The 18779-nt window shown below is 69.5% G+C and carries 15 protein-coding genes and 1 tRNA gene; 6 read left to right on the forward strand and 10 right to left on the reverse strand.

Annotation, left to right across the window (positions count from 1 at the left end; genetic code table 11):
- Positions 1–70: 70 nt before the first annotated feature.
- Both ACFWF2_RS19890 and ACFWF2_RS19895 read left to right on the forward strand, forming a co-directional pair.
- Positions 71–3058 (forward strand): DEAD/DEAH box helicase, encoded by a 2988-nt coding sequence (locus ACFWF2_RS19890; protein ID WP_379308910.1) that lies wholly within the window; start codon positions 71–73, stop codon positions 3056–3058.
- Positions 3058–3807: an SWIM zinc finger family protein gene (locus ACFWF2_RS19895; RefSeq protein WP_379308911.1), complete on the forward strand. Its 750-nt coding sequence runs from the start codon at positions 3058–3060 to the stop codon at positions 3805–3807. Before ACFWF2_RS19890 ends, ACFWF2_RS19895 begins: the two co-directional genes overlap by 1 nt.
- Before the next feature lie 2 nt (positions 3808–3809).
- On the opposite strand, the gene ACFWF2_RS19900 is transcribed toward ACFWF2_RS19895, so the two are convergent.
- From ACFWF2_RS19900 to icmF, 3 genes are all read right to left on the reverse strand, one after another.
- Entirely contained in the window at positions 3810–4217 is a 408-nt protein-coding gene (locus ACFWF2_RS19900) for a DUF3224 domain-containing protein (RefSeq protein ID WP_379308912.1), read from the reverse strand.
- Between the two features lie 55 nt (positions 4218–4272).
- Positions 4273–5340 (reverse strand): amidohydrolase family protein, encoded by a 1068-nt coding sequence (locus ACFWF2_RS19905; RefSeq protein WP_379308913.1) that lies wholly within the window; start codon positions 5338–5340, stop codon positions 4273–4275.
- A 94-nt stretch (positions 5341–5434) separates the two neighbouring features.
- Positions 5435–8656, reverse strand: a complete 3222-nt coding sequence (gene icmF, locus ACFWF2_RS19910; RefSeq protein ID WP_379308914.1) for a fused isobutyryl-CoA mutase/GTPase IcmF — start codon at positions 8654–8656, stop codon at positions 5435–5437.
- Between the two features lie 134 nt (positions 8657–8790).
- Here icmF and ACFWF2_RS19915 point away from each other — a divergent pair, with 134 nt between their 5' ends.
- A complete protein-coding gene (locus tag ACFWF2_RS19915) occupies positions 8791–9759 on the forward strand; it encodes a DUF2157 domain-containing protein (RefSeq protein WP_379308915.1) in 969 nt (322 codons plus the stop codon).
- Position 9760: 1 nt separating this feature from the next.
- Here ACFWF2_RS19915 and ACFWF2_RS19920 read toward each other — a convergent pair whose 3' ends face one another.
- Positions 9761–10312 (reverse strand): hypothetical protein, encoded by a 552-nt coding sequence (locus tag ACFWF2_RS19920; RefSeq protein ID WP_379308916.1) that lies wholly within the window; start codon positions 10310–10312, stop codon positions 9761–9763.
- Positions 10313–10407: 95 nt separating this feature from the next.
- On the opposite strand from ACFWF2_RS19920, the gene ACFWF2_RS19925 reads away from it, so the two are divergent.
- Both ACFWF2_RS19925 and ACFWF2_RS19930 read left to right on the forward strand, forming a co-directional pair.
- Positions 10408–11481, forward strand: a complete 1074-nt coding sequence (locus tag ACFWF2_RS19925) for an enoyl-CoA hydratase/isomerase family protein (protein WP_379308917.1) — start codon at positions 10408–10410, stop codon at positions 11479–11481.
- A gap of 67 nt (positions 11482–11548) precedes the next feature.
- Positions 11549–12343 carry an enoyl-CoA hydratase gene (locus tag ACFWF2_RS19930; protein ID WP_379308918.1) on the forward strand — a complete coding sequence of 265 codons (795 nt, stop codon included), beginning with the start codon at positions 11549–11551 and terminating at the stop codon, positions 12341–12343.
- Here the strand turns inward: ACFWF2_RS19930 and ACFWF2_RS19935 are convergent.
- A complete protein-coding gene (locus ACFWF2_RS19935; RefSeq protein ID WP_379308919.1) occupies positions 12340–13398 on the reverse strand; it encodes an Hsp70 family protein in 1059 nt (352 codons plus the stop codon). The two genes, ACFWF2_RS19930 and ACFWF2_RS19935, sit on opposite strands and share 4 nt — an antisense overlap.
- Positions 13399–13465: 67 nt before the next feature.
- The gene (locus ACFWF2_RS19940) at positions 13466–14011 is read right to left on the reverse strand and encodes a MarR family winged helix-turn-helix transcriptional regulator (protein ID WP_379308920.1); all 546 of its coding nucleotides are present in this window, start codon (positions 14009–14011) and stop codon (positions 13466–13468) included.
- A 149-nt stretch (positions 14012–14160) separates the two neighbouring features.
- Between ACFWF2_RS19940 and ACFWF2_RS19945 the strand changes: the two genes are divergently transcribed.
- A tRNA-Cys gene (locus ACFWF2_RS19945) sits at positions 14161–14232 on the forward strand.
- Between the two features lie 41 nt (positions 14233–14273).
- Here ACFWF2_RS19945 and ACFWF2_RS19950 read toward each other — a convergent pair.
- The 4 genes from ACFWF2_RS19950 to ACFWF2_RS19965 form a co-directional block, all read right to left on the reverse strand.
- The gene (locus ACFWF2_RS19950) at positions 14274–15341 is read right to left on the reverse strand and encodes an ABC transporter ATP-binding protein (RefSeq protein ID WP_379308921.1); all 1068 of its coding nucleotides are present in this window, start codon (positions 15339–15341) and stop codon (positions 14274–14276) included.
- Entirely contained in the window at positions 15338–16903 is a 1566-nt protein-coding gene (locus tag ACFWF2_RS19955) for an ABC transporter permease (protein WP_379308922.1), read from the reverse strand. Before ACFWF2_RS19955 ends, ACFWF2_RS19950 begins: the two co-directional genes overlap by 4 nt.
- Positions 16904–17923, reverse strand: a complete 1020-nt coding sequence (locus tag ACFWF2_RS19960; RefSeq protein WP_379308925.1) for an iron ABC transporter substrate-binding protein — start codon at positions 17921–17923, stop codon at positions 16904–16906.
- A gap of 115 nt (positions 17924–18038) precedes the next feature.
- Positions 18039–18647 (reverse strand): hypothetical protein, encoded by a 609-nt coding sequence (locus ACFWF2_RS19965; protein ID WP_379308923.1) that lies wholly within the window; start codon positions 18645–18647, stop codon positions 18039–18041.
- Positions 18648–18779: the final 132 nt, after the last annotated feature.

Raw genomic sequence — 18779 nt, forward strand, 5'->3', positions numbered from 1 at the left:
AGTATGTTCCGGGATCGGCGAGAAATCCAGGGGAGGCGGGCCGCGCCGGGTGTCGGTGCCGCCTGCTTGGATGGTCCCCATGCTGCACGGTCTGTGGTCCCCCGGGGCCGGCCTGCTGCTGTGGCACGACGGGGAACCTGTCGCCGTCGGTTCGGTGCTCGGCGACATCCTGGAACGGGCCAGGTTCCGGCACCGCGCCCAGGTGCTCGTCGTCGATGCCGCAGGGCACGCCGACACCGCCGAGGTACGCGCGCACGCGCTCGCGCCGCCAACGGCGGCCGTTGTGCTGCGCAGCAGATTGCCCCGCGAGAACATCTCCGGTGATCTGCGCTTCCTCGGGCACGTCGCCCGCGGCGTCGAACGGTGGGTGCGGGCGGGCCGGGTGGTGCCGCAGGTCGAGCGGGCCGACGGTCAGTGGTGGGTGCGCTGGCGGCTGGTCGGCGGCCAGCGACAGCGGGCGTGGCTGGCCGAGCTGGCCGCCGCGATGCCGGCGGCGCTGCGGGTCGCCGGGTCGCCCGCCGCCGTGCTCGACGACCTGGTCACCGAACTCACCGACCCGATCGCCCGCGAATACCTCGCGCACCGCACGATGACGCACCCGATCCTGCAGGCCCTCGTCGGTGACACTGCGCTCGACGCAGGCTCCTACCGGCTGGCCGAGACCCTGGATCAGTGGCGGGCAGGCTACGCCGCCGACGAACCCGAACTCGTCCTGCGCCTGTGCGAACCCGACGGCGAATTCGGCACCGCCGACGACTCGGTGGCGCTGTGGCGGTTGCAGGTCTGCCTGCGCCCCGTCGATGACGCGCCGAAACCCGTTGCGCTCGACGATGATCCGGTCCTTGTTCGCACCGCCGCCGAAAAGCTCGGCCATGCGCGCAAGGCCTACCCGCGCCTGCGTGATCTGCCCACCGACCCGCGCGGTCTCGACCTGCTGCTGCCCACCGAGGTCGTCGCCGACCTGGTCGCCCACGGTGCGCACGCGCTGCGGGAGGCGGGAATCCGGCTGCTGCTGCCGCGCGCCTGGAATATCGCCGAACCGAGCATGCGGCTGCGGGTGAGCAGCCCGGCCGCCGCCGAATCCACCGTCGGACTGAGTGGATTGCTGTCCTACCGCTGGGAATTGGCGCTCGGTGACCTCGTGCTCACCAAGCCCGAGATGGAACGGCTGATCCGCAGCAAGTCGGACCTGGTGCAGCTGCGCGGCGAATGGGTGCAGGCCGACCACCGGGTGCTGGCCGCGGCCGCCCGCTATGTCGCGATGCACGCCGACGACACCCCGATCACCCTGGCCGACATGATCGGTGAACTCGCCGCCGAACGCGTCGACAATGTGCCGGTCACCGAGGTCACCGCCGATGGCTGGGCGGCCGAATTGTTCGCCAGGGAGGGCGAACCCGAGCCTGTTCCGGTGCCGATCGGCCTGAAGGCCGAGCTCCGCCCCTACCAGGAGCGTGGGCTGAGCTGGCTGGCCACGATGAGCAGGCTCAACTGCGGCGCGATCCTCGCCGATGACATGGGCCTGGGCAAAACGGTGCAGGTGCTGGCGCTGCTGGCGCACGAACGTGAGTCCGCCGCCCTCGTCGACGACGGTCGATTGCTGTCGGCCGCGTCGACCCGCCGGGAAGGCCGGGCAGTGTCGGCCGGTCGGCCCGCGGGTGCCGCAGCCGACAGCGGCGGGCGGACGCTGCGGGCCGGTGAGCTCGAAGTCGCGGCTGACCAAGGTGGACAGGCCGATTCGCGGCGGGACGCGGGGGCTGCTGAGGTCGGGCCGACGCTGCTGGTGTGCCCGATGTCGGTGGTCGGCAACTGGCAGCGCGAAGCGCAACGGTTCACCCCGGATCTGCGGGTGCTGGTCCACCACGGGCCGGGACGGCTGACCGGTGCGGAATTCGCTGCGGCGGTGGCGGATTCGGATCTCGTTGTCACCACCTACTCGCTGCTGGCCCGCGACGCGACGCTGCTCAGCGAGCAGCAGTGGGAGCGGATCGTGCTGGACGAGGCCCAGCACATCAAGAACGCCGCCACCCGGCAGTCGCGGGCCGCGCGCGCACTGCACGCACGACATCGGCTGGCGCTCACCGGAACTCCGGTGGAGAACCGCCTGGAGGAACTACGGGCGCTGTTCGACTTCGCGATGCCGAAACTGCTCGGCAGCCCGCAATCCTTCCGGGCGAAGTTCGCGGTGCCGATCGAACGCGAACGTGACCAGCAGGCCGTCGACCGGCTGCGGCTGATCACCGATCCGTTCGTGCTGCGCAGGCTCAAGACCGATCCGGCGGTCATCAGCGACCTGCCGGAGAAGCTGGAGATGACGGTGCGGGCCAACCTCACCGTCGAACAGGCCGCCCTCTATCAAGCCGTGGTCGACGACATGCTCGCGAAACTGAAGGACGCGAAAGGCATGGCGCGCAAGGGCGCCGTGCTCGGCGCGCTGACCCGGCTCAAGCAGGTCTGCAACCATCCCGCGCACTTCCTCGGCGACGGCTCGCCGATCCTGCGGCGCGGCAGTCACCGCTCCGGCAAGCTGGCCCTGGTCGAGGATGTGCTCGACGCGGTGATCGCCGACGGCGAGAAAGCCCTGCTGTTCACCCAGTTCCGCGAATTCGGCGACCTGGTGCTGCCGTACCTCACCGAGCGCTTCGGCACCCCGATCCCGTTCCTGCACGGCGGCGTCACCAAGCAGCGCCGCGACGACATGGTGACCGGATTCCAAAGCGAGAACGGCCCGCCGCTGATGCTGCTCTCGCTCAAGGCGGGCGGCACCGGCCTCAACCTGACCGCCGCCAATCACGTGATCCACCTGGACCGCTGGTGGAATCCGGCGGTGGAGAACCAGGCCACCGACCGCGCGTTCCGGATCGGCCAGCAGCGCGCGGTGCAGGTTCGCAAGCTGGTCTGCGTCGACACCATCGAGGAGCGGATCGACGAGATGATCAGCGGCAAGAAGCAATTGGCCGAGCTGGCGGTCGGCGCGGGGGAGAACTGGATCACCGAACTGAGCACCGACGAGCTGCGCGAACTGTTCACCCTCGGCGCCGAGGCGGTGGGTGACTAGTGGCCGATTTCAGTCAGTTCGGTCCGCGCAGGCCGGTCACCGGCGGTGCCAAGGCCCGCGGCGGCTTCGGCCGGACCTGGTGGGGCAGGTCGCTGCTGGAGGCGGTGGAGAAGGTCGCCGACGCGGGCAGGCTCTCGCGCGGGCGCACCTACGCCAGGGTCGGCCAGGTGGTGAACTACCGGATCGAACGCGGCGCCGTCACCGCGGAGGTGCAGGGCAGCCAGCCCAGCCCGTTCACCTCGGTGCTGGCGATGCGTCCACTGCGTGACGAAGAGGTCGAGCTGCTGCTCGCCGAGATCAGGGAGGCTCCGGGCATGCTCGCCGAGATCGCCTCCGGCGCATTGCCACCCGCCCTCGGCCCGCACCTGCTGCCGACCACCGCCGCCGAACTCGACTTCTCGTGCAGCTGCCCGGACATGGGCTGGCCGTGCAAGCACGTCGCCGCGGTCTGCTACCTGCTCGCCGAACGACTCGACGAGCAACCGAGCGAGATCCTCACCCTGCGCGGCCTCGACCTCGACACCCTCATCGGCGGCGTCGAGAAGTCCACCCGCACCACCGAAGCCGGCGACCCCTACGGCGACGAGCTCACGCTCCCGGAACTACCCCGCGTCGAATTCCACGCCGTCATCGAGGATCTCGACCCGGTCCCGCTGCGCCGCGCCCTGCGCATGTCGGCCGAGGACGAGCAGACAGCGGCCATCGGCCTGCGCGAATTACGTTCGCTCTACCCCGAATTCGACAGCTGAGGTCAGGGGAGTTCGTACTCGAACCAGATGTGGTGGCCGCCGGTGGCATCGACGTAGAGCGCGCCGGTGCCGGTGATGCCGGTGAGCTCGCCGGTGCCGCTGGCGGGCGCGATGTGGAAGAACTCGTCGGTGCGATCGGTGCCGCCGGTGGTGGCCGAGTGGACGAAGTTGAAGGCTCCGGCCCTCCCGTGCAGCGCGCCCTCGAACGACTCCATCGCGATGTAGGTGCCCGCGCCGGTGGACATGTCGAACGCCGCGGTGAACAGCGTCGCCGAGGTACCCGTGATCTCCCCGGCGTAGACCTTCGTCATGCGGGTCACGCCGACCGGCAGCCCGGTGCTGATGGGTGGCTGCGGCTGCAGGTCGGTGGGGTCGAACGCGGTGACTTCGAACGTGCCGGTTGCCTTCATGGGGCGATGCTAAACCGGGCCACCGACACACATCGGGACGCTCGACCGCGGCGATTCACGACGCGGTATCCACCCGGTACACACGGGTGGCATTGCCGCCGAACACCTTCCGCAGCGTGTCCTGGTCGGCGCCCGCCTCGGTGAGCGCGGTTGCCACGGTCTCGACCGCGCCGGTGATGCTGGTGATCGGCTTGTCGACCGGGAAGTTCGAACCCCAGATCAACCGGTCGGGACCGAACACGGCCAGCGCGTGGGCGAGCAACGGCCGCACCCGCTCGACCAGCTCGGGCACCGGCGTCGGGGCGCCGCGCGGTGGCACCGGATGACCGAGCACCGGCATCATCAGCCCGCTCACCTTGGCCACCACGGCGGGCTGCGCGGCCAGATCGGTCAGGTCGTCGCGCCAGCGCTCGAACAGCGCCTGCCGCTGGGCGGGGGTGTGCCCGGTGTGCTTGCCGACCGGCCCGAAGATGCCCGCGGGTGTCCCCAGATGGTCGAGCACGATCGGCACCTCGGGGAAGCGCTCGGCCAGCGCCGTCACATCGGGGAGCTGCACCGAGTACACCCAGGCGTCGAAGGACAGGCCGCGCTGGGCGAGCTCGGGGAATCCGTTCAGGAAGGCGGGGGTGGTGAGTGCGCTGTCGTTGGGCGCGAACGATTTCACGGCCGGATCGGGATGGTGGGCGACCATGGTCCTGATCCCGCGCAGCAGCGGCGAGGCCGACTGATGCGCGTCGAGGACGGCGCCGAAGTCGGCGGCGGCGGGATCGGCCGACGCGATGATCGCGGCGAGGGCAGGGGTGTCGACGCCGAACGGCAGGCTGGCCACCCAGCGGGTTTCGTCGGGCTTCCAGCCGGTCCATTCCACTTCGATGTGCGCGATCGCGTCCACCCGGGTTCTCCCGAGGTCGGCGCGGTAATCGGCGGGCAGATAGGGACCGAGGTAGGCGGACGGGTCGCCGACGAATTCACGGTCGCCCCGCGGAGCCAGTTTCGCCGCGATATCGACCGGTAGCGGGAGATACCGCAGCAGGGCGGCGAGTTTGCTGAATTGGCGAGGTGTCGTGCGCGGATCCCACTGGTGGATGTGCGCATCGATGATGTCGAGGTCGGTCAGGTCCATGCTGTGCGTCCCATCGCCGCCGCTGCCTTGTGCTGGCGGCAATTGTCACACGCGGGCGCGGGGTGTGCCTGGATTCGCGCTCGCGGCGATCGCTTCAGACGGTCCGTCGATACTGTCCACCGACAGCGAAGAATGTGTCGGTGACCTGCTGTAAGCTGCATACCCGCGCCGCGTCCATCAGCACGTCGAAAATATTGCCGTCGGTATGGGCGACCTTGGCCAGCCGGGCCAGCGCGCGATGGGATTCCTCGGCGTTCTCGTCCTGGAATGCGCGCAACCGCTCCAGTTGGGAACGGCGTTCCGCTTCGGTGCCTCGGGCCAGTTCGAGCGGGCCGTGCGCGGCGCCGTCGTCGCGGCCGCGGAAGGTGTTCACACCGACGATTGGCAGCGATCCGTCGTGTTTGCGCTGCTCATAGCGCAGGGACTCGTCCTGGATGCGGCCGCGCTGATAGCCGGTCTCCATCGCGCCGAGCACGCCGCCGCGTTCGCTGATCCGCTCGAATTCGAGCAGTACCGCCTCTTCGACCAGGTCGGTGAGTTCGTCGATGATGAAACTGCCCTGCAGCGGATTCTCGTTCATCGCCAGGCCCCATTCCTTGGCGATGATGAGCTGGATCGCCAGCGCGCGCCGCACCGAATCCTCGGTCGGGGTGGTCACCGCCTCGTCGAAGGCATTGGTGTGCAGGCTGTTGCAATTGTCGTAGACGGCGATCAGCGCCTGCAATGTGGTGCGGATGTCGTTGAACTGCATTTCCTGGGCGTGCAGCGAACGACCCGAGGTTTGCACGTGATACTTGAGCTTCTGCGCGCGTTCGCCGCCGCCATAGCAGTCGCGCATCGCGACCGCCCAGATGCGGCGGGCGACGCGGCCGATCACCGTGTATTCGGGGTCCATGCCGTTGGAGAAGAAGAACGACAGATTCGGCGCGAAGTCGTCGATCGCCAGGCCACGGGCCAGATAGGTTTCCACATAGGTGAATCCGTTGGCCAGGGTGAAGGCCAGTTGGCTGATCGGGTTCGCGCCCGCCTCGGCGATGTGATAGCCGGAGATCGAGACCGAATAGAAATTGCGCACGTCGTTGCGCACGAACCATTCCTGGATGTCGGCCATCATCCGCAGGCTGAATTCGGTGGAGAACAGGCAGGTGTTCTGGCCCTGGTCCTCCTTGAGGATGTCGGCCTGCACGGTGCCGCGCACGGTGGACAGGGTGCTTGCCCGCACCTCGGCCGCCTCCGCGGGACTCGGCTCGCGGCCCGCCGACTCGGTGAAGCGTCGCAGCGCTTGATCTATCGCGGCATTGAGGAAGAACGCGAGGATGGTTGGCGCGGGGCCGTTGATCGTCATCGACACCGACGTGGTCGGCGCGCACAGGTCGAAACCGTCGAACAGGGTGCGCATGTCGTCGATGGTGGCCACCGAGACACCCGAGGTGCCGACCTTGCCGTAGATGTCGGGACGTTCGGCCGGGTCGTGGCCGTAGAGGGTGACCGAGTCGAACGCGGTGGACAGGCGGGTCGCCTCGGCGTGCGCGCTGAGGACCTTGAACCGGCGATTGGTGCGCGCCGGATCGCCCTCGCCCGCGAACATCCTGGCCGGGTCCTCGTTGTCCCGCTTGAACGGGAAAACACCCGCGGTGAACGGGAATCGGCCCGGCAGGTTCTCGGCGCGCAGGAAGCGCAGCAGCTCGCCGTCGTCGGTGTAGCGGGGCAGGGCGACGCGCGCGATGCTGGAACCGGACAGCGATTCGCGCCGCAGCGGGGTGCGGATTTCGCGGTCGCGCACCCGGACCACCTGCTCGTCACCACGATAGCTCTCGGCGACGGCGGGCCACTCGGCCAGCAGCGCGGACGACTCGGGGGAGAGCGCGGTGCGGGCGGTGGCCAGCAGTTCGGCGACCGCCGCGTCGTCGGGCAGTTCGTCGCTGACCAGGCTGAGTCGTCGAATGCGTTGTGCCGCCGCGCATTCCCGCGCGGTGTCGGCGTGGTAGGCGCGGACCGCCTCGGCGATCTCGGCCAGGTAGCGCACGCGCGCGGGCGGCACCAGCTGGGCGAACCGGGTGGAGACCTTGGTGTCGACGTGCGGCAAGGCGCCCGGCTCGACGGTGAGTCCGTGCTCGGTGAGCAGGCCGATGAGATGGTGGTAGAGGGCGGTGACGCCGTCGTCGTCGAAGGTGGCGGCGCTGGTGCCGAAGACCGGCATGTCCGCCGGTGCCGCGCCGAATTCGGCACGGTTGCGGATCAATTGGCGGGCGACGTCGCGGATCGCGTCCGCCGCGCCACGGCGCTCGTACTTGTTGACCGCGACCACGTCGGCGTAGTCGAGCATGTCGATCTTCTCGAGCTGGGAGGCGGCGCCGAACTCCGGCGTCATCACATACAGCGCCACGTCGACGTGATCGACGATGCCCGCGTCGCCCTGCCCGATGCCGGGCGTCTCCAGGATCACCAGGTCGTGGCCCGCGGCCCGGCAGGCGGCGATCATGGTGTCGATGTCGTCGGGCAGTTCGTGATTGCCGCGGGTGGCCAGCGAACGGAAGTACACGTGCTCGCCGTCGAGCGCGTTCATCCGGATGCGGTCACCGAGCAGCGCGCCGCCCGCCCGGCGCCGGGTCGGGTCGATCGCGAGGACCGCGACGCGCAGCTTGTCCTGCTGGTCGGTGCGCAGCCTGCGCACCAATTCGTCGGTGAGCGAGGATTTTCCGGACCCGCCGGTGCCGGTGATGCCGAGGACCGGCACCCGGCGCTTGTCCGCCGCCGCCAGGATCGCGGCCCGGTCGGCTTCGGGCAGTGCGCCCTGCTGCAAACAGGTGATGGTGCGCGCCAGGGCATTTCGATCGCCGGTGTAGAGCGCGTCGAGGTCGGGCAGTGTCTCGGCGGGGTCGACATCGCAGACCCGGATCAGTTCGTTGATCATGCCGGGCAGGCCGAGCCGCTGACCGTCCTCGGGGGAGAAGATCCGCACGCCGCCGCGCGCGAGCCGCTCGATCTCCTCGGCGACGATCACGCCGCCGCCACCGCCGAAGATCCGCACGTCACCCGCGCCGGCCTCGCGCAACGCCTGGGCGAGGTACTCGAAGAACTCGATGTGCCCGCCCTGATACGAGCTGACCGCGACGCCCTGTACATCCTCCTCGACGACCGCGTCGACGATCTCGCGGACCGACCGGTTGTGGCCGAGATGGATCACCTCGGCCCCCTGGGCCTGCAGGATCCGCCGCATGATGTTGATCGCCGCGTCGTGCCCGTCGAACAACGCCGCCGAGGTCACGAACCGCACGGGATGGACCGGTGCGTGCAGTGCGCTGGACTCGCTCATGACCGCCTCCGCAAGTGATGGGCGCCCGATACTAGGACGTCCAACTAATTCTAGTATGAACTGGGTCACCCTGGCGCGAAACGCGGTATGCGTGATTCGGTCGAAACATCACCGCAGGTCGACATACTCGACGGATGGTTCGCGAACATCGGGTGGGTGTGGCGCTGGAGCGGCTGGTGGCGGCGGGGGTGATCAGCGGGGAGCAGCGCGGGGCGGTGTTGCGGGCCGTTGATGCCGAGGAACACGCGCAGCGGGCGAGTGCGGGCCGGGTGATCGCGGAGATCGTCGCCTACCTCGGTGCGGGTCTGGTGGCCGCCGGGGTGGTGCTGTTCCTCGGGCGGGCGTGGACCGAGGTGGCGCAGACCGGGCGGGTGGTGCTGCTGCTGGTCGTCGCCGGATGCGCGGCCGGGGGCGCGGTGGTGCTGGCAGGCGGCTGCGACGGGGTGTTCCGGCGGGTGCCGATCGCCTCGGCGGGGCGAAGCAGGCTCGCGGCGGTGCTGCTCGTGCTGGCCGCCTGCGCGGTGTGCGGTGCGGTGGCCACGGCCTTCGGCGACGGCGGTGGGAACGCCGCGGAGATCGCGGCATCGATCGCGGGGCTGCTGGTGGCGGTGCTCGGTTATCTGCTGGTGCCGAGCGTCCTCGGGATGGTCGCGATGGGCGGGTTCGGTCTCGCGAGTGTCCTGAACGTGACGTCGGAGCTGTTCGACTACCGGTCCGTCTGGCCCGGGGTGCTGTTGCTGCTGTTCGGTGGGCTGTGGTTCGTGCTCGCCTGGGCGCGGCTGTTCGTCGCGGAGTGGGCCGGGTACCTGATCGGCGGGTTGATCGCGGTGGGTGGCGCGCAATCGGTGACGATCGGCGAATCGCCGTGGCGGCCGGTGCTGACCGCGCTGGTCGGGGTGCTGTGTCTGATGCTGTACACGATCCGCCGGGAACCGATCCTCGTGCTCGGTGGCGCCGCGGCGGTGGCGGGCGCGGTCGCCCAGGCGGTCGCCGACTACACCGACGGCGGGCCCGCCGCCGCGAGCATGGTGCTGGCGATCGGCGCGGTCGTGCTCACCGTCGGCCTGGTCGTGCTGCTCGTCGGGCCGAAACAGCTGGACTGAGTCAGCGGATCAGGGTGGTCTCCTGCGCGCGGATCGTGCGGAAGAACCGCGGGCCCACATCGGCGCCGTCGTGGTTGTAGCTGTCGATGATCTCGGCCAGCTCGTCGGCCAGTCTGCGCAGGTCCGCGGTCGCCGTGGTGCGGTCGAACTCGTCGGACTCCCAGCCCCACGCGGGCGGGATGCCGTCGATGGTGACGACGATCTGATCGGCGAACGGTGTGGTGACCGCCACCGTGAGTTCGGCGGGCGCGGCCGCGAGCGGGCTGTGCACCGTCAGCTCGCTCGGTCCGCCGACGACGGCGAAATCGCGGGCGAAGGCGATGTCGTCGCGGACCGACTCGACGATCGACGCGGTGCTCGCGTGCCTGCCGGGGCGATCATGCCGCGCGCCGTACACGCGGTCCGATGACGCGGAAGAAGCGTTGTGGTCGTGGGACTTCCGCAGAATCCGATCGAGCATGCGCTGCGCGGTGGCTCGCTCGCCCGCGCCGGTGTTCTCGTGCTCGATCAGTGCGCGCAGGCGGGTGATCCGCACGAAATGGTCGGTGCCCATGTCCCGATTGTGCCCCAGCGGGCCGGGGTGGAATGCGTCACATCGCGTACGCCGGAGTTTCGGATGCGCGGAGGGCCAACTTTATCGTGACCAGCATGAGTGAAGCGGAAGTGCTGTTCGAGGTACGCGACGGGCTCGGTCTGATCACCCTGAACCGCCCGCGCGCGATCAACGCGCTCAACCACTCGATGAGCCTCGCGATCACCGCGGCGCTGCGTACCTGGGCCGCCGATCCGGTGATCCGGACCGTGGCGATCGTCGGGGCGGGCGAGCGTGGCCTGTGCGCGGGCGGCGACATCGTCGCCATCCACCGCGACGCCAAGGCGATCAACGACGGCGGTCCCGCGGCACCGGTGCCCCTGCAGACCGCGACCGCGGCGTTCTGGCGCGACGAATACCTGCTCAACGACCTGATCGGCAGCTACCCCAAGCCGTATGTGGCGATCATGGACGGCATCGTGATGGGTGGCGGTGTCGGCGTGTCCGCGCACGGCAGCCATCGCATCGTCACCGAGCGCTCCCAGATCGGCATGCCGGAGGTGGGCATCGGTTTCGTCCCCGACGTCGGCGGCACCTACCTGCTCTCGCACACGCCCGGTGAGCTGGGCACCCACGTCGCGCTCACCACCGCCCGGATGGGCGCGGGCGACGCCATCGCGGCTGGCTTCGCCGACACCTTCGTGCCCTCGGCGGACCTGCCCGCCCTGCTCGACACGCTGCGCACCACCCCTGCCGACGAGGCCATCGCCCGATTCGCCACGCCCGCACCGGAATCCGAGCTGGCGGCGCAGCGCGACTGGATCGACGCCTGCTACGCCGCAGGCACCGTCGAGGAGATCGTCGAGGCATTGCGCACCGCCGACTCGCCCGAGGCGACCAAGGCCGCCGAGGATCTTCTGGCCAAGTCGCCGGTAGCGGTCAAGGCCACCCTGCGCGCGCTGCGCACTGCCCGCACGCTGCCGTCGCTCGCCGCCGCGCTGAATGTCGAATTCCGGATCACCGTGGCCGCGTTGAGCACTCACGATCTGGCCGAGGGCATCCGCGCCCAGGTGATCGACAAGGACCGCGCGCCGCGCTGGTCGCCCGCCACGCTCGCCGAGGTCACCGCGGACCAGGTCGACGCCTACTTCGCCCCGCTCGGCGCGGGCGAACTGGGATTGCCCGCGTAGCCGGTGGGTGATCGGGCTCGGTATCGTCTGCACCATCCGTGACCGCTGATGAACAAGAGGGTGCCTGGTGACCGATTTCGAGACGATTCTGCTGGAGCGCAAGGGCGGCAGCGAGGGTAAGGGCGGGGTCGGCTGGATCACGCTGAACCGGCCCAAGGCGCTCAACGCACTCAACGCGCAGGTCCTCGACGACGTCATCGCCGCGCTCGACGAGCTCGAGGCCGACGACTCCATCGGCGCCGTGGTCATCACCGGCTCGGAGAAGGCCTTCGCGGCAGGCGCCGACATCAAGGAGATGGCGCCCAAGTCGTACATGGACATGTACATGTCCGATTTCTTCGCCCGCTGGGACCGGCTGGCCAACTTCCGCAAGCCGACCATCGCCGCGGTGGCGGGCTACGCCCTCGGCGGCGGCTGTGAGCTGGCGATGCTGTGCGACATCCTGATCGCCGCCGACACCGCCAAGTTCGGCCAGCCCGAGATCAAGCTCGGCGTGATCCCCGGCATCGGCGGCTCGCAGCGGCTGACCCGCGCGATCGGCAAGCCCAAGGCGATGGATCTCATCCTGACCGGCCGCAACATGGGTGTGGAGGAAGCCGAGCGCGCCGGTCTGGTGTCGCGGATCGTGCCCGCCGACCAGCTGCTCGACACCGCGCTCGAGACCGCCCAGACCATCGCCTCGATGTCGCTGCCGGTCGCGATGATCGCCAAGGAAGCGGTCAACCGCGCCTTCGAGACCACGCTCGCCGAGGGCCTGCTGTTCGAGCGCCGGGTGTTCCATTCGCTGTTCGCGACCGACGATCAGAAGGAAGGCATGGCCGCCTTCGTCGAGAAGCGGCCGCCGAACTTCACCAACAGCTAGTTCTGTTTCAGCCGCAGCGAACCGTCGGTGAGCTGGGCAGGAGCCGGCGCGGTGCCCTGCTCGGGTACCCGCGCCGACGAATTCTCGGTGCCGAGCAACCCGGCGATCGTGCCGCCCAAGGTTGCCGTCACCGCCACCGCGGCGAGGAGTTTCCTGCGGCCGGGTCGCTGCGTTCCGTCGCGCGTCGACAGCGCCGCCCCCGCCCGCAGGCGCGGCATGCGCAGGCGGGACGGGCGCTGGGCGGCCAGCAGGACCGCGCCGCGCGCCGACACGTAGTCGGGCTCGGGGTCGTAGACGATCGGCAGCCCGATGCGCTGGGCCAGATCGGCGCGCAGGGTCGGGTTGCGGGTGCAGCCGCCGAGCAGGACCAGCGCACCCGGCTGCACGCCGGTCTCCTCGATCAGCTGACGCACGAACGAGGCCGAATGGTGCAGCCCGGCCTCGCACAGTTCGGCCAGATCGCTGCGGGTCACCACCGCGCGGCCGCCGGTGTCGGCGTCGGCCGCGGTCACCACGCGTGCCCGGCTCAGCGACTCGCGGTGCGCGCGGCTGGTGCGCGCGTCGGCCAGTACCCCGCCGCGGGCCAGTTGCCAGCGCAGCAGGGCGTCGTAGCCGTCGCCGCTGAGCACGGTGCTGCGCTTGCTCGCCAGAATCGTGTCGGTGCGGCAATCGGCATGGGTGACAGTCAAACCCGAGCAGCCGAGGTCGTAGAGGATCACCGAGGCGGTGGTGGGCAGCATGCCGGTGAAACGCAGATAGCGCAATTGCGCCAGCGGTTCGTCGACGATGCCGACGCCGGCGCCGACCACCGCTCGGATCGCCTCGGCATGCAGCTCGTTACGGCAGGTGACCGCGGCGGCCGTGACGCACTCGTCGCGCGCGAGCGCGGCGACGCGCATCCGGCGGATCGCCGACAACACCGCTTCCTCGACCGAGCCGCCCGCCCTGCGCGGTAGCCGGACGTGGTCCACCGGCGGCAGGTGCGGCTGATCGGAGTGGGTCAGCACGGCGCGAGCACCACCCGCACCCGCCGATACCCCCAGGACCAGCACCATGGGCTACATGGTGGACCAATTCCCGCTAGCTGCCAAGCGAGTCGGCCGGTGATTCGCCTGTCGGTTGCTATGTCGCGTGGAATGCGAGGTTTTGCTCGCCGGAATCCTCGTAGTCGCCCGCCTCGTGGCGGAACTCGGCGAGCAACGTCAGCAGTTCGCGGATCCGGTCCGGTGGCAGGCCCGGCTCGGCGAACACCCGCGCGTTCAGGGATGCGGTGGCCTCGGCGACCAATTCCCTTCCCGCGTCGGTGATTTCGATGAGCGTGGCGCGCCGGTCGGTCGGATGTGGGACCCGGACGACCAGTCCGGCCTTCTCGAGCCGGTCGACGGTGTTGGTCACGCTTGTCGGATGCACCTGCAATCGCGCACTGGCCTTGGCCATCGGCAGGGCGCCGGTCTTGCTGAAACTGAGCAGTTGCAGCAGTTCGTAGCGGGAGAAGGTCAGGCCCGTCGGTTTGAGCGCCTCGTCCACCCTGGCCATCACGATCTGCTGTGCCCGCACCAGCGAGGTCACCGCGGCCATCCCGTCGGCCACCGCACCCCAGCCGTGCCCGGTCCACTGCCGATGAGCTTCGGCGATCGGGTCATGCGGAAGCGGGCGTGGCCGAGACATGGCATTGATCATCGCATAGTGCCAGGTCGCCACCGCTCAGATGCGTCGCGCGGACCGGGCCGCGTGCGTCGCCCGAATTACGCTCACGCTGAGCGCAACCATGGTCAGCCGGGCCAGGCCACGGCAATCTCTAGGGCGAGGCGGGCGAGGCGGGCGTGGCTGAGTGGTTGAGGCAACGGTCTGCAAAGCCGTTTACGCGGGTTCAATTCCCGCCGCTCGCTCGATGGACCGGCTGAACACGGTGTTCAGCCGGTCCGCGGCTTCACGACTTGGGGTAGGCCATCGCGGTGCCCTGGATTGTCAGGCGAACGTTGTCGCCTCGGGCGGGGGCTTGCGTGCCTGTCCGCCGGACCTTGACCGTGCCTGCGCCTTCGGCGAGGTCGATCGTGAGAATGACGTCGGGGCCGCGGAAATCCACCTCCGTCACGGTGCCGCTGTGCGGATGGTCGGTGGTGACGACCTGCGCGGTCAGCTGTTCGGGGCGCAGCATCAGCGTGGTCTGGCCGGTGGGGGCGTGCCGCTGCACCGGGACCGGACCGAGCGCGGACTTGGCGATGTCGGCCTCGCAGAGGGCGTCGAGCAGGACGCAGTCGCCCAGGAAGCGGGCCGTGAACAGGTCGGCGGGGTGGTGGTAGACGTGCTGCGGCGGGCCGACCTGGGTGAACCGTCCGTCGCGCATGACGGCGACCTGTCCGGCGAAGCTCAGCGCTTCTTCCTGGTCGTGGGTGACGAGGATGCTGGTCATCCCCGCGGCGCGCAGGGTCTCGGCGACGGCCTGCCTGGTGGTGGCGCGCAAGCCGGTGTCGAGGGCGCTGAAGGGCTCGTCGAGCAGCATCAGGGCGGGTTTGCGGGCCAGCGCGCGTGCCAGTGCCACGCGCTGTTGCTGGCCGCCGGAGAGCTCGTGGGGCAGGCGGTCGGCGAAGCCGGGGTCGAGCGACACCATCGCCAGCAGTTCGGTGACGCGGTCGCGGTCGTGGTGCCTGCGCAGCCTGGCGGCAGCTCCCCGCAGGCCGGTGTGTAGACCGTAGGCGATGTTGTCGGCGACGCTCAGGTGCGGGAACAGCGCGCCGTCCTGGGCGACGTAGCCGATCCGCCTGCGCTGTGGCGGCAGGCAGAGGTTCTGCCGGACAACGGTTTCCGTGCCCAGCTGGACCGACCCGGCATCGGGTGCCTCGAAGCCGGCGATGACACGCAGCAGTGTCGTCTTGCCGCAGCCCGACGCGCCGACGACGGCGGCCGCGGTGCCGTCGGGGACATCGAGATCGATGTGGTCCAGCACTCGGGTGGCGCCGAAGCTCTTCGACACTCCGCTGACGACAAGCCGGCTCATACCCCCGCCGCCTTTCTGGACTGGGTGAACAGCACATACGTCACCGGCACCGCGGCGACGATCATGATCAGCGCGTACGGCGCGGCGGCGGCGTAGTCGAGTTCGCCCGACAGGCCCCAGAACTGCATGGCCAGGGTGCGAGTTCCGTTGGGCGCCAACAGCAGTGTCGCGGTGAGCTCCGTGGATACCGCGACGAAGACGAGCGCGGCGGCCGACGCGGCGGCGGGGGCGGTCATCCGCAGCGTCACCCGGAAGAAGGTGGCCGGGGCCGACTCGCCCAGCGACCGTGACATCTCCTCCAGTCCGACCGGCACTTGCGCCAGCCCGGCCCGCACGCTCACCAGCGCGCGGGGCAGGAACATCAGGACGTAGGCGAGCACGGCCAGCGTCACGGTCTGATAGAGCGGCGGTGCCCACCGGATGGTGACCGTCACCAGGGCCAGGGCGATCACGATGCCGGGCAGCGAACTGGTGATATAGTTCGCGCCCTCGACAACCCGGGCGAACCTGCCTGCCGAACGCACCGCGATCCAGGCGACGGGGAACGCGCACAGCGTGGTGACCAGTGCGGCGGCCGCGGCCAAGCCGATCGTCTGGCCCAGTGCCGTGCCGATCGTGGTCATGTCCCACACGGCCGAGCCGCCGAGCCACAGCCAGCGCCCGATCGTCCACAGCGGCACGCCGAGCGCCGCGACGATCACCGCGACCAGCACGCCGAACAGCGGAATCCGCCACCAGCCGAGGGCAATCGGCGCGACCGCGCGTGGCGCGCCACTGCCGAGCCTGGCGTAGCGGGCGTTCCCGCGCAGCAGCGCCTCGCCGCCGAGCAGCGCCAGACAGCACAGGACCAGGACACCGGCGAGCATGCTCCCGGCCGGACCGGCGAAACTGCTCTGATACTGCTCGAAGATGGCGGTGGTGAACGTGTCATAGCGCAGCATCACGAACGCGCCGTACTCGGCGAGCAGATGCAGGCCGATCAACAGCCCGCCGCCGAGGATCGCCAACCGCAACTGCGGCACCACGACGCGCCAGAACACTTCCACCGGGCCGGAGCCGAGCGCGCGCGCCGACTCCTCGATCGCCGGATCGAGCCTGCGCAGTGTCGCGGCGACCGGCAGATACACCAGCGGGAAATACGACAGTGTGCAGACGAGGACCGCGGCGGACAGCCCGTGCATCGAGGGGAACACGCTCACCCAGCCGTAGCTGTTGACGAACGCGGGCACCGCCAGCGGTGCGACGAGCACCGGACCCCACCACGACCGGCCCGGCACCTCGGTGCGCTCGACCAGCCAGGCCAGCCCGATCCCGAGCAGCACGCACACCGGCACCGTGTACACCACCAGGGCGGCGGTATTGCCGAGCAGCTCACCGACTCTCGGGCGGAACACCAGATCGGCGGCCTCGCCGAGCCCGGTGTCGAACAGGACCGAGACGATGTAGCCCAGTGGGATGAACGTCGCCGCGGTCAGTGTCAGCGCCGCGAGCGTGACGAACACCCCGGGCCTGCCGACCCGCGATGTCGTCGCCGACGGGGTCGGCCCGGCGAGCTCAACCACCTACAGCAGTCCCGCCTCGGTCATCAGCTGGGTGACCTTCTTCGAGTCGAGCTTGCTCGGGTCGATCGCGGGTGCCTGCAGATCGGCCAGCGGCGGCAGTGCCGGGTTCGCGGCGATGTCACTGGCGACCGGGTACTCCATCGAGGTGCCGTCGCGGAGGATCTCCTGGCCCTTCTTGCCGGTGATGTAGGCCAGGAACTTCTGCGCGGACTCCTGCTTCTTGCTCGACTTCAGCACGCCGCCGCCGGACACGCTGACGAAGGCGCCGGGATCCTGGTTCTTGAAGTAGTGCAGCGCGGTATTTGCGCTGCCCTCCTTGGTCTTGGCCTGATCGCGGTACCAGTAGTAGTGGTAGATCACGCCGCCCTCGGGATTGCCCGCGTCGACCGCCTTCATGGTCGCCACATTGTTCTGCAGCGAGGTCGCGTTGGCCTTCATGCCCTGCAGCCAGGACCGGGTGACATCCTCGCCCTTCAGCGCGAGCAGGCCCGCCACGATCGCCTGGAAATCGGCGCCGGACGTGCCGGCGCCCCAGCGGCCTTTCCACTGCGGTTGGGCGAGATCGAGCAGCGAGGCGGGCAGGCCCGCGGTCGGCAGCCTGTCCTTGTTGTAGACGAAAACCGTTGCGCGGGCGGCGACTCCGGTCCACTTGCCGGTCGATGGCCGGTACTGGGCGGGGACCTGGTCGAGCGTCGCCTTGTCGACGTCGGCGAACAGGCCCGCGTTCTCCACCAGTGCCATGGCGGGGGAGTTCTCGGTGAGGAAGGCGTCGGCGGGGGAGTTCGCGCCCTCGGCGACCAGCTGATTGCCCAGTGCGGTGTCGCCGCCCTGACGCAGGATGACCTTGATGCCGGTCTCCTTGGTGAACGCCTCGGCCCACTCCTTGGTGAGCGACTCGTGCTGCGCGTTGTAGACGGTGATCTCGTCGGCATCGCCCGGGGAGGACGAACAGGCGCTGACACCCAGCGCGGCCACCGCGATCACCATCAGCCCGGCCAGCGGTTTCCAACTGCGCGACATCATCGGCGTCCTTCCAGCAAAGGATCCCCATCCGATGATGAGGCTTACCTAAGCAAGATACCCCGCGTGACGTGCGTGGATGTGCGATCAGCCGGTTCGCCTGTGCGGTGTTCGGTCAGTGTCTGGTGGCTGGCACCGAGCAGATCTTCCAGGTGCCGTTTTCCTTCTTGAGGTGCTCTTCGGTGCTGTCCTCGGTGTTGGGCTCCTCGCCCGCCACGGACAGGGTCAGCTTGCCGACGACCGTCGCCTTGGCGATGTCGCCGGTGATGACGATGTCCTCGACCTTGTCGATGGTCACCGAGACGGTCGCGGCGTCGAACTGCTGGCGCTGCTCCGGGGTGAGATTGTCGATCTCGGTGCGGTCGGCCTCGCACGCCAGCTGCGCGGCCGCGACGAACCCGTCGGCGCCGAGCGTGTCGTAGAAGTCGCGAATCGCGACCTCGATCTGCTTCTCGTCCGAGGCCAGCGGAGTCCGCCCCTGCACGGTGAGCACGATGCCGGTGATCAGCGCGCCGAGCACCACCAGCGCGACGACGCCCAGCGCGATGAACAGCCCGGTCCGGTTCTTCTTCGGCGGCTGCTGCGGCGGGAAGACATCGGGGTTGCCTGGCGGGGGAGTCTGGCCGGGTCCGAATCCCGCGTGCGGGTATCCGGGCGGCCCGGACGGCATTCCGGGCGGCTGCTGACCGAAGGGTGGCTGCTGGCCTTCGGGGGGATTCGTCATGCCTCGCTCCTGATGTCATCGGGGCGAGGCCCCGAAACCAGTGGAACCGTGCGTGAACAACCTGAATCAAACAAACGAGGCCCCGACCGAACGGACGGGGCCTCGAAATGTGCCCTCGGCAGGATTCGAACC

Source organism: Nocardia sp. NPDC060259 (assembly GCF_042728775.1).
GTDB lineage: Bacteria > Actinomycetota > Actinomycetes > Mycobacteriales > Mycobacteriaceae > Nocardia.

Coding starts and splice junctions, on each gene's coding strand:
- ACFWF2_RS19890 (WP_379308910.1), top strand. CDS start 71: ATGGTCCCCATGCTGCACGGTCTGTGGTCCCCCGGGGCCGGCCTGCTG.
- ACFWF2_RS19900 (WP_379308912.1), bottom strand. CDS start 4,217: ATGAAGGCAACCGGCACGTTCGAAGTCACCGCGTTCGACCCCACCGAC.
- ACFWF2_RS19905 (WP_379308913.1), bottom strand. CDS start 5,340: ATGGACCTGACCGACCTCGACATCATCGATGCGCACATCCACCAGTGG.
- icmF (WP_379308914.1), bottom strand. CDS start 8,656: ATGAGCGAGTCCAGCGCACTGCACGCACCGGTCCATCCCGTGCGGTTC.
- ACFWF2_RS19915 (WP_379308915.1), top strand. CDS start 8,791: ATGGTTCGCGAACATCGGGTGGGTGTGGCGCTGGAGCGGCTGGTGGCG.
- ACFWF2_RS19920 (WP_379308916.1), bottom strand. CDS start 10,312: ATGGGCACCGACCATTTCGTGCGGATCACCCGCCTGCGCGCACTGATC.
- ACFWF2_RS19925 (WP_379308917.1), top strand. CDS start 10,408: ATGAGTGAAGCGGAAGTGCTGTTCGAGGTACGCGACGGGCTCGGTCTG.
- ACFWF2_RS19935 (WP_379308919.1), bottom strand. CDS start 13,398: ATGGTGCTGGTCCTGGGGGTATCGGCGGGTGCGGGTGGTGCTCGCGCC.
- ACFWF2_RS19940 (WP_379308920.1), bottom strand. CDS start 14,011: ATGTCTCGGCCACGCCCGCTTCCGCATGACCCGATCGCCGAAGCTCAT.
- ACFWF2_RS19950 (WP_379308921.1), bottom strand. CDS start 15,341: ATGAGCCGGCTTGTCGTCAGCGGAGTGTCGAAGAGCTTCGGCGCCACC.
- ACFWF2_RS19960 (WP_379308925.1), bottom strand. CDS start 17,923: ATGTCGCGCAGTTGGAAACCGCTGGCCGGGCTGATGGTGATCGCGGTG.
- ACFWF2_RS19965 (WP_379308923.1), bottom strand. CDS start 18,647: ATGACGAATCCCCCCGAAGGCCAGCAGCCACCCTTCGGTCAGCAGCCG.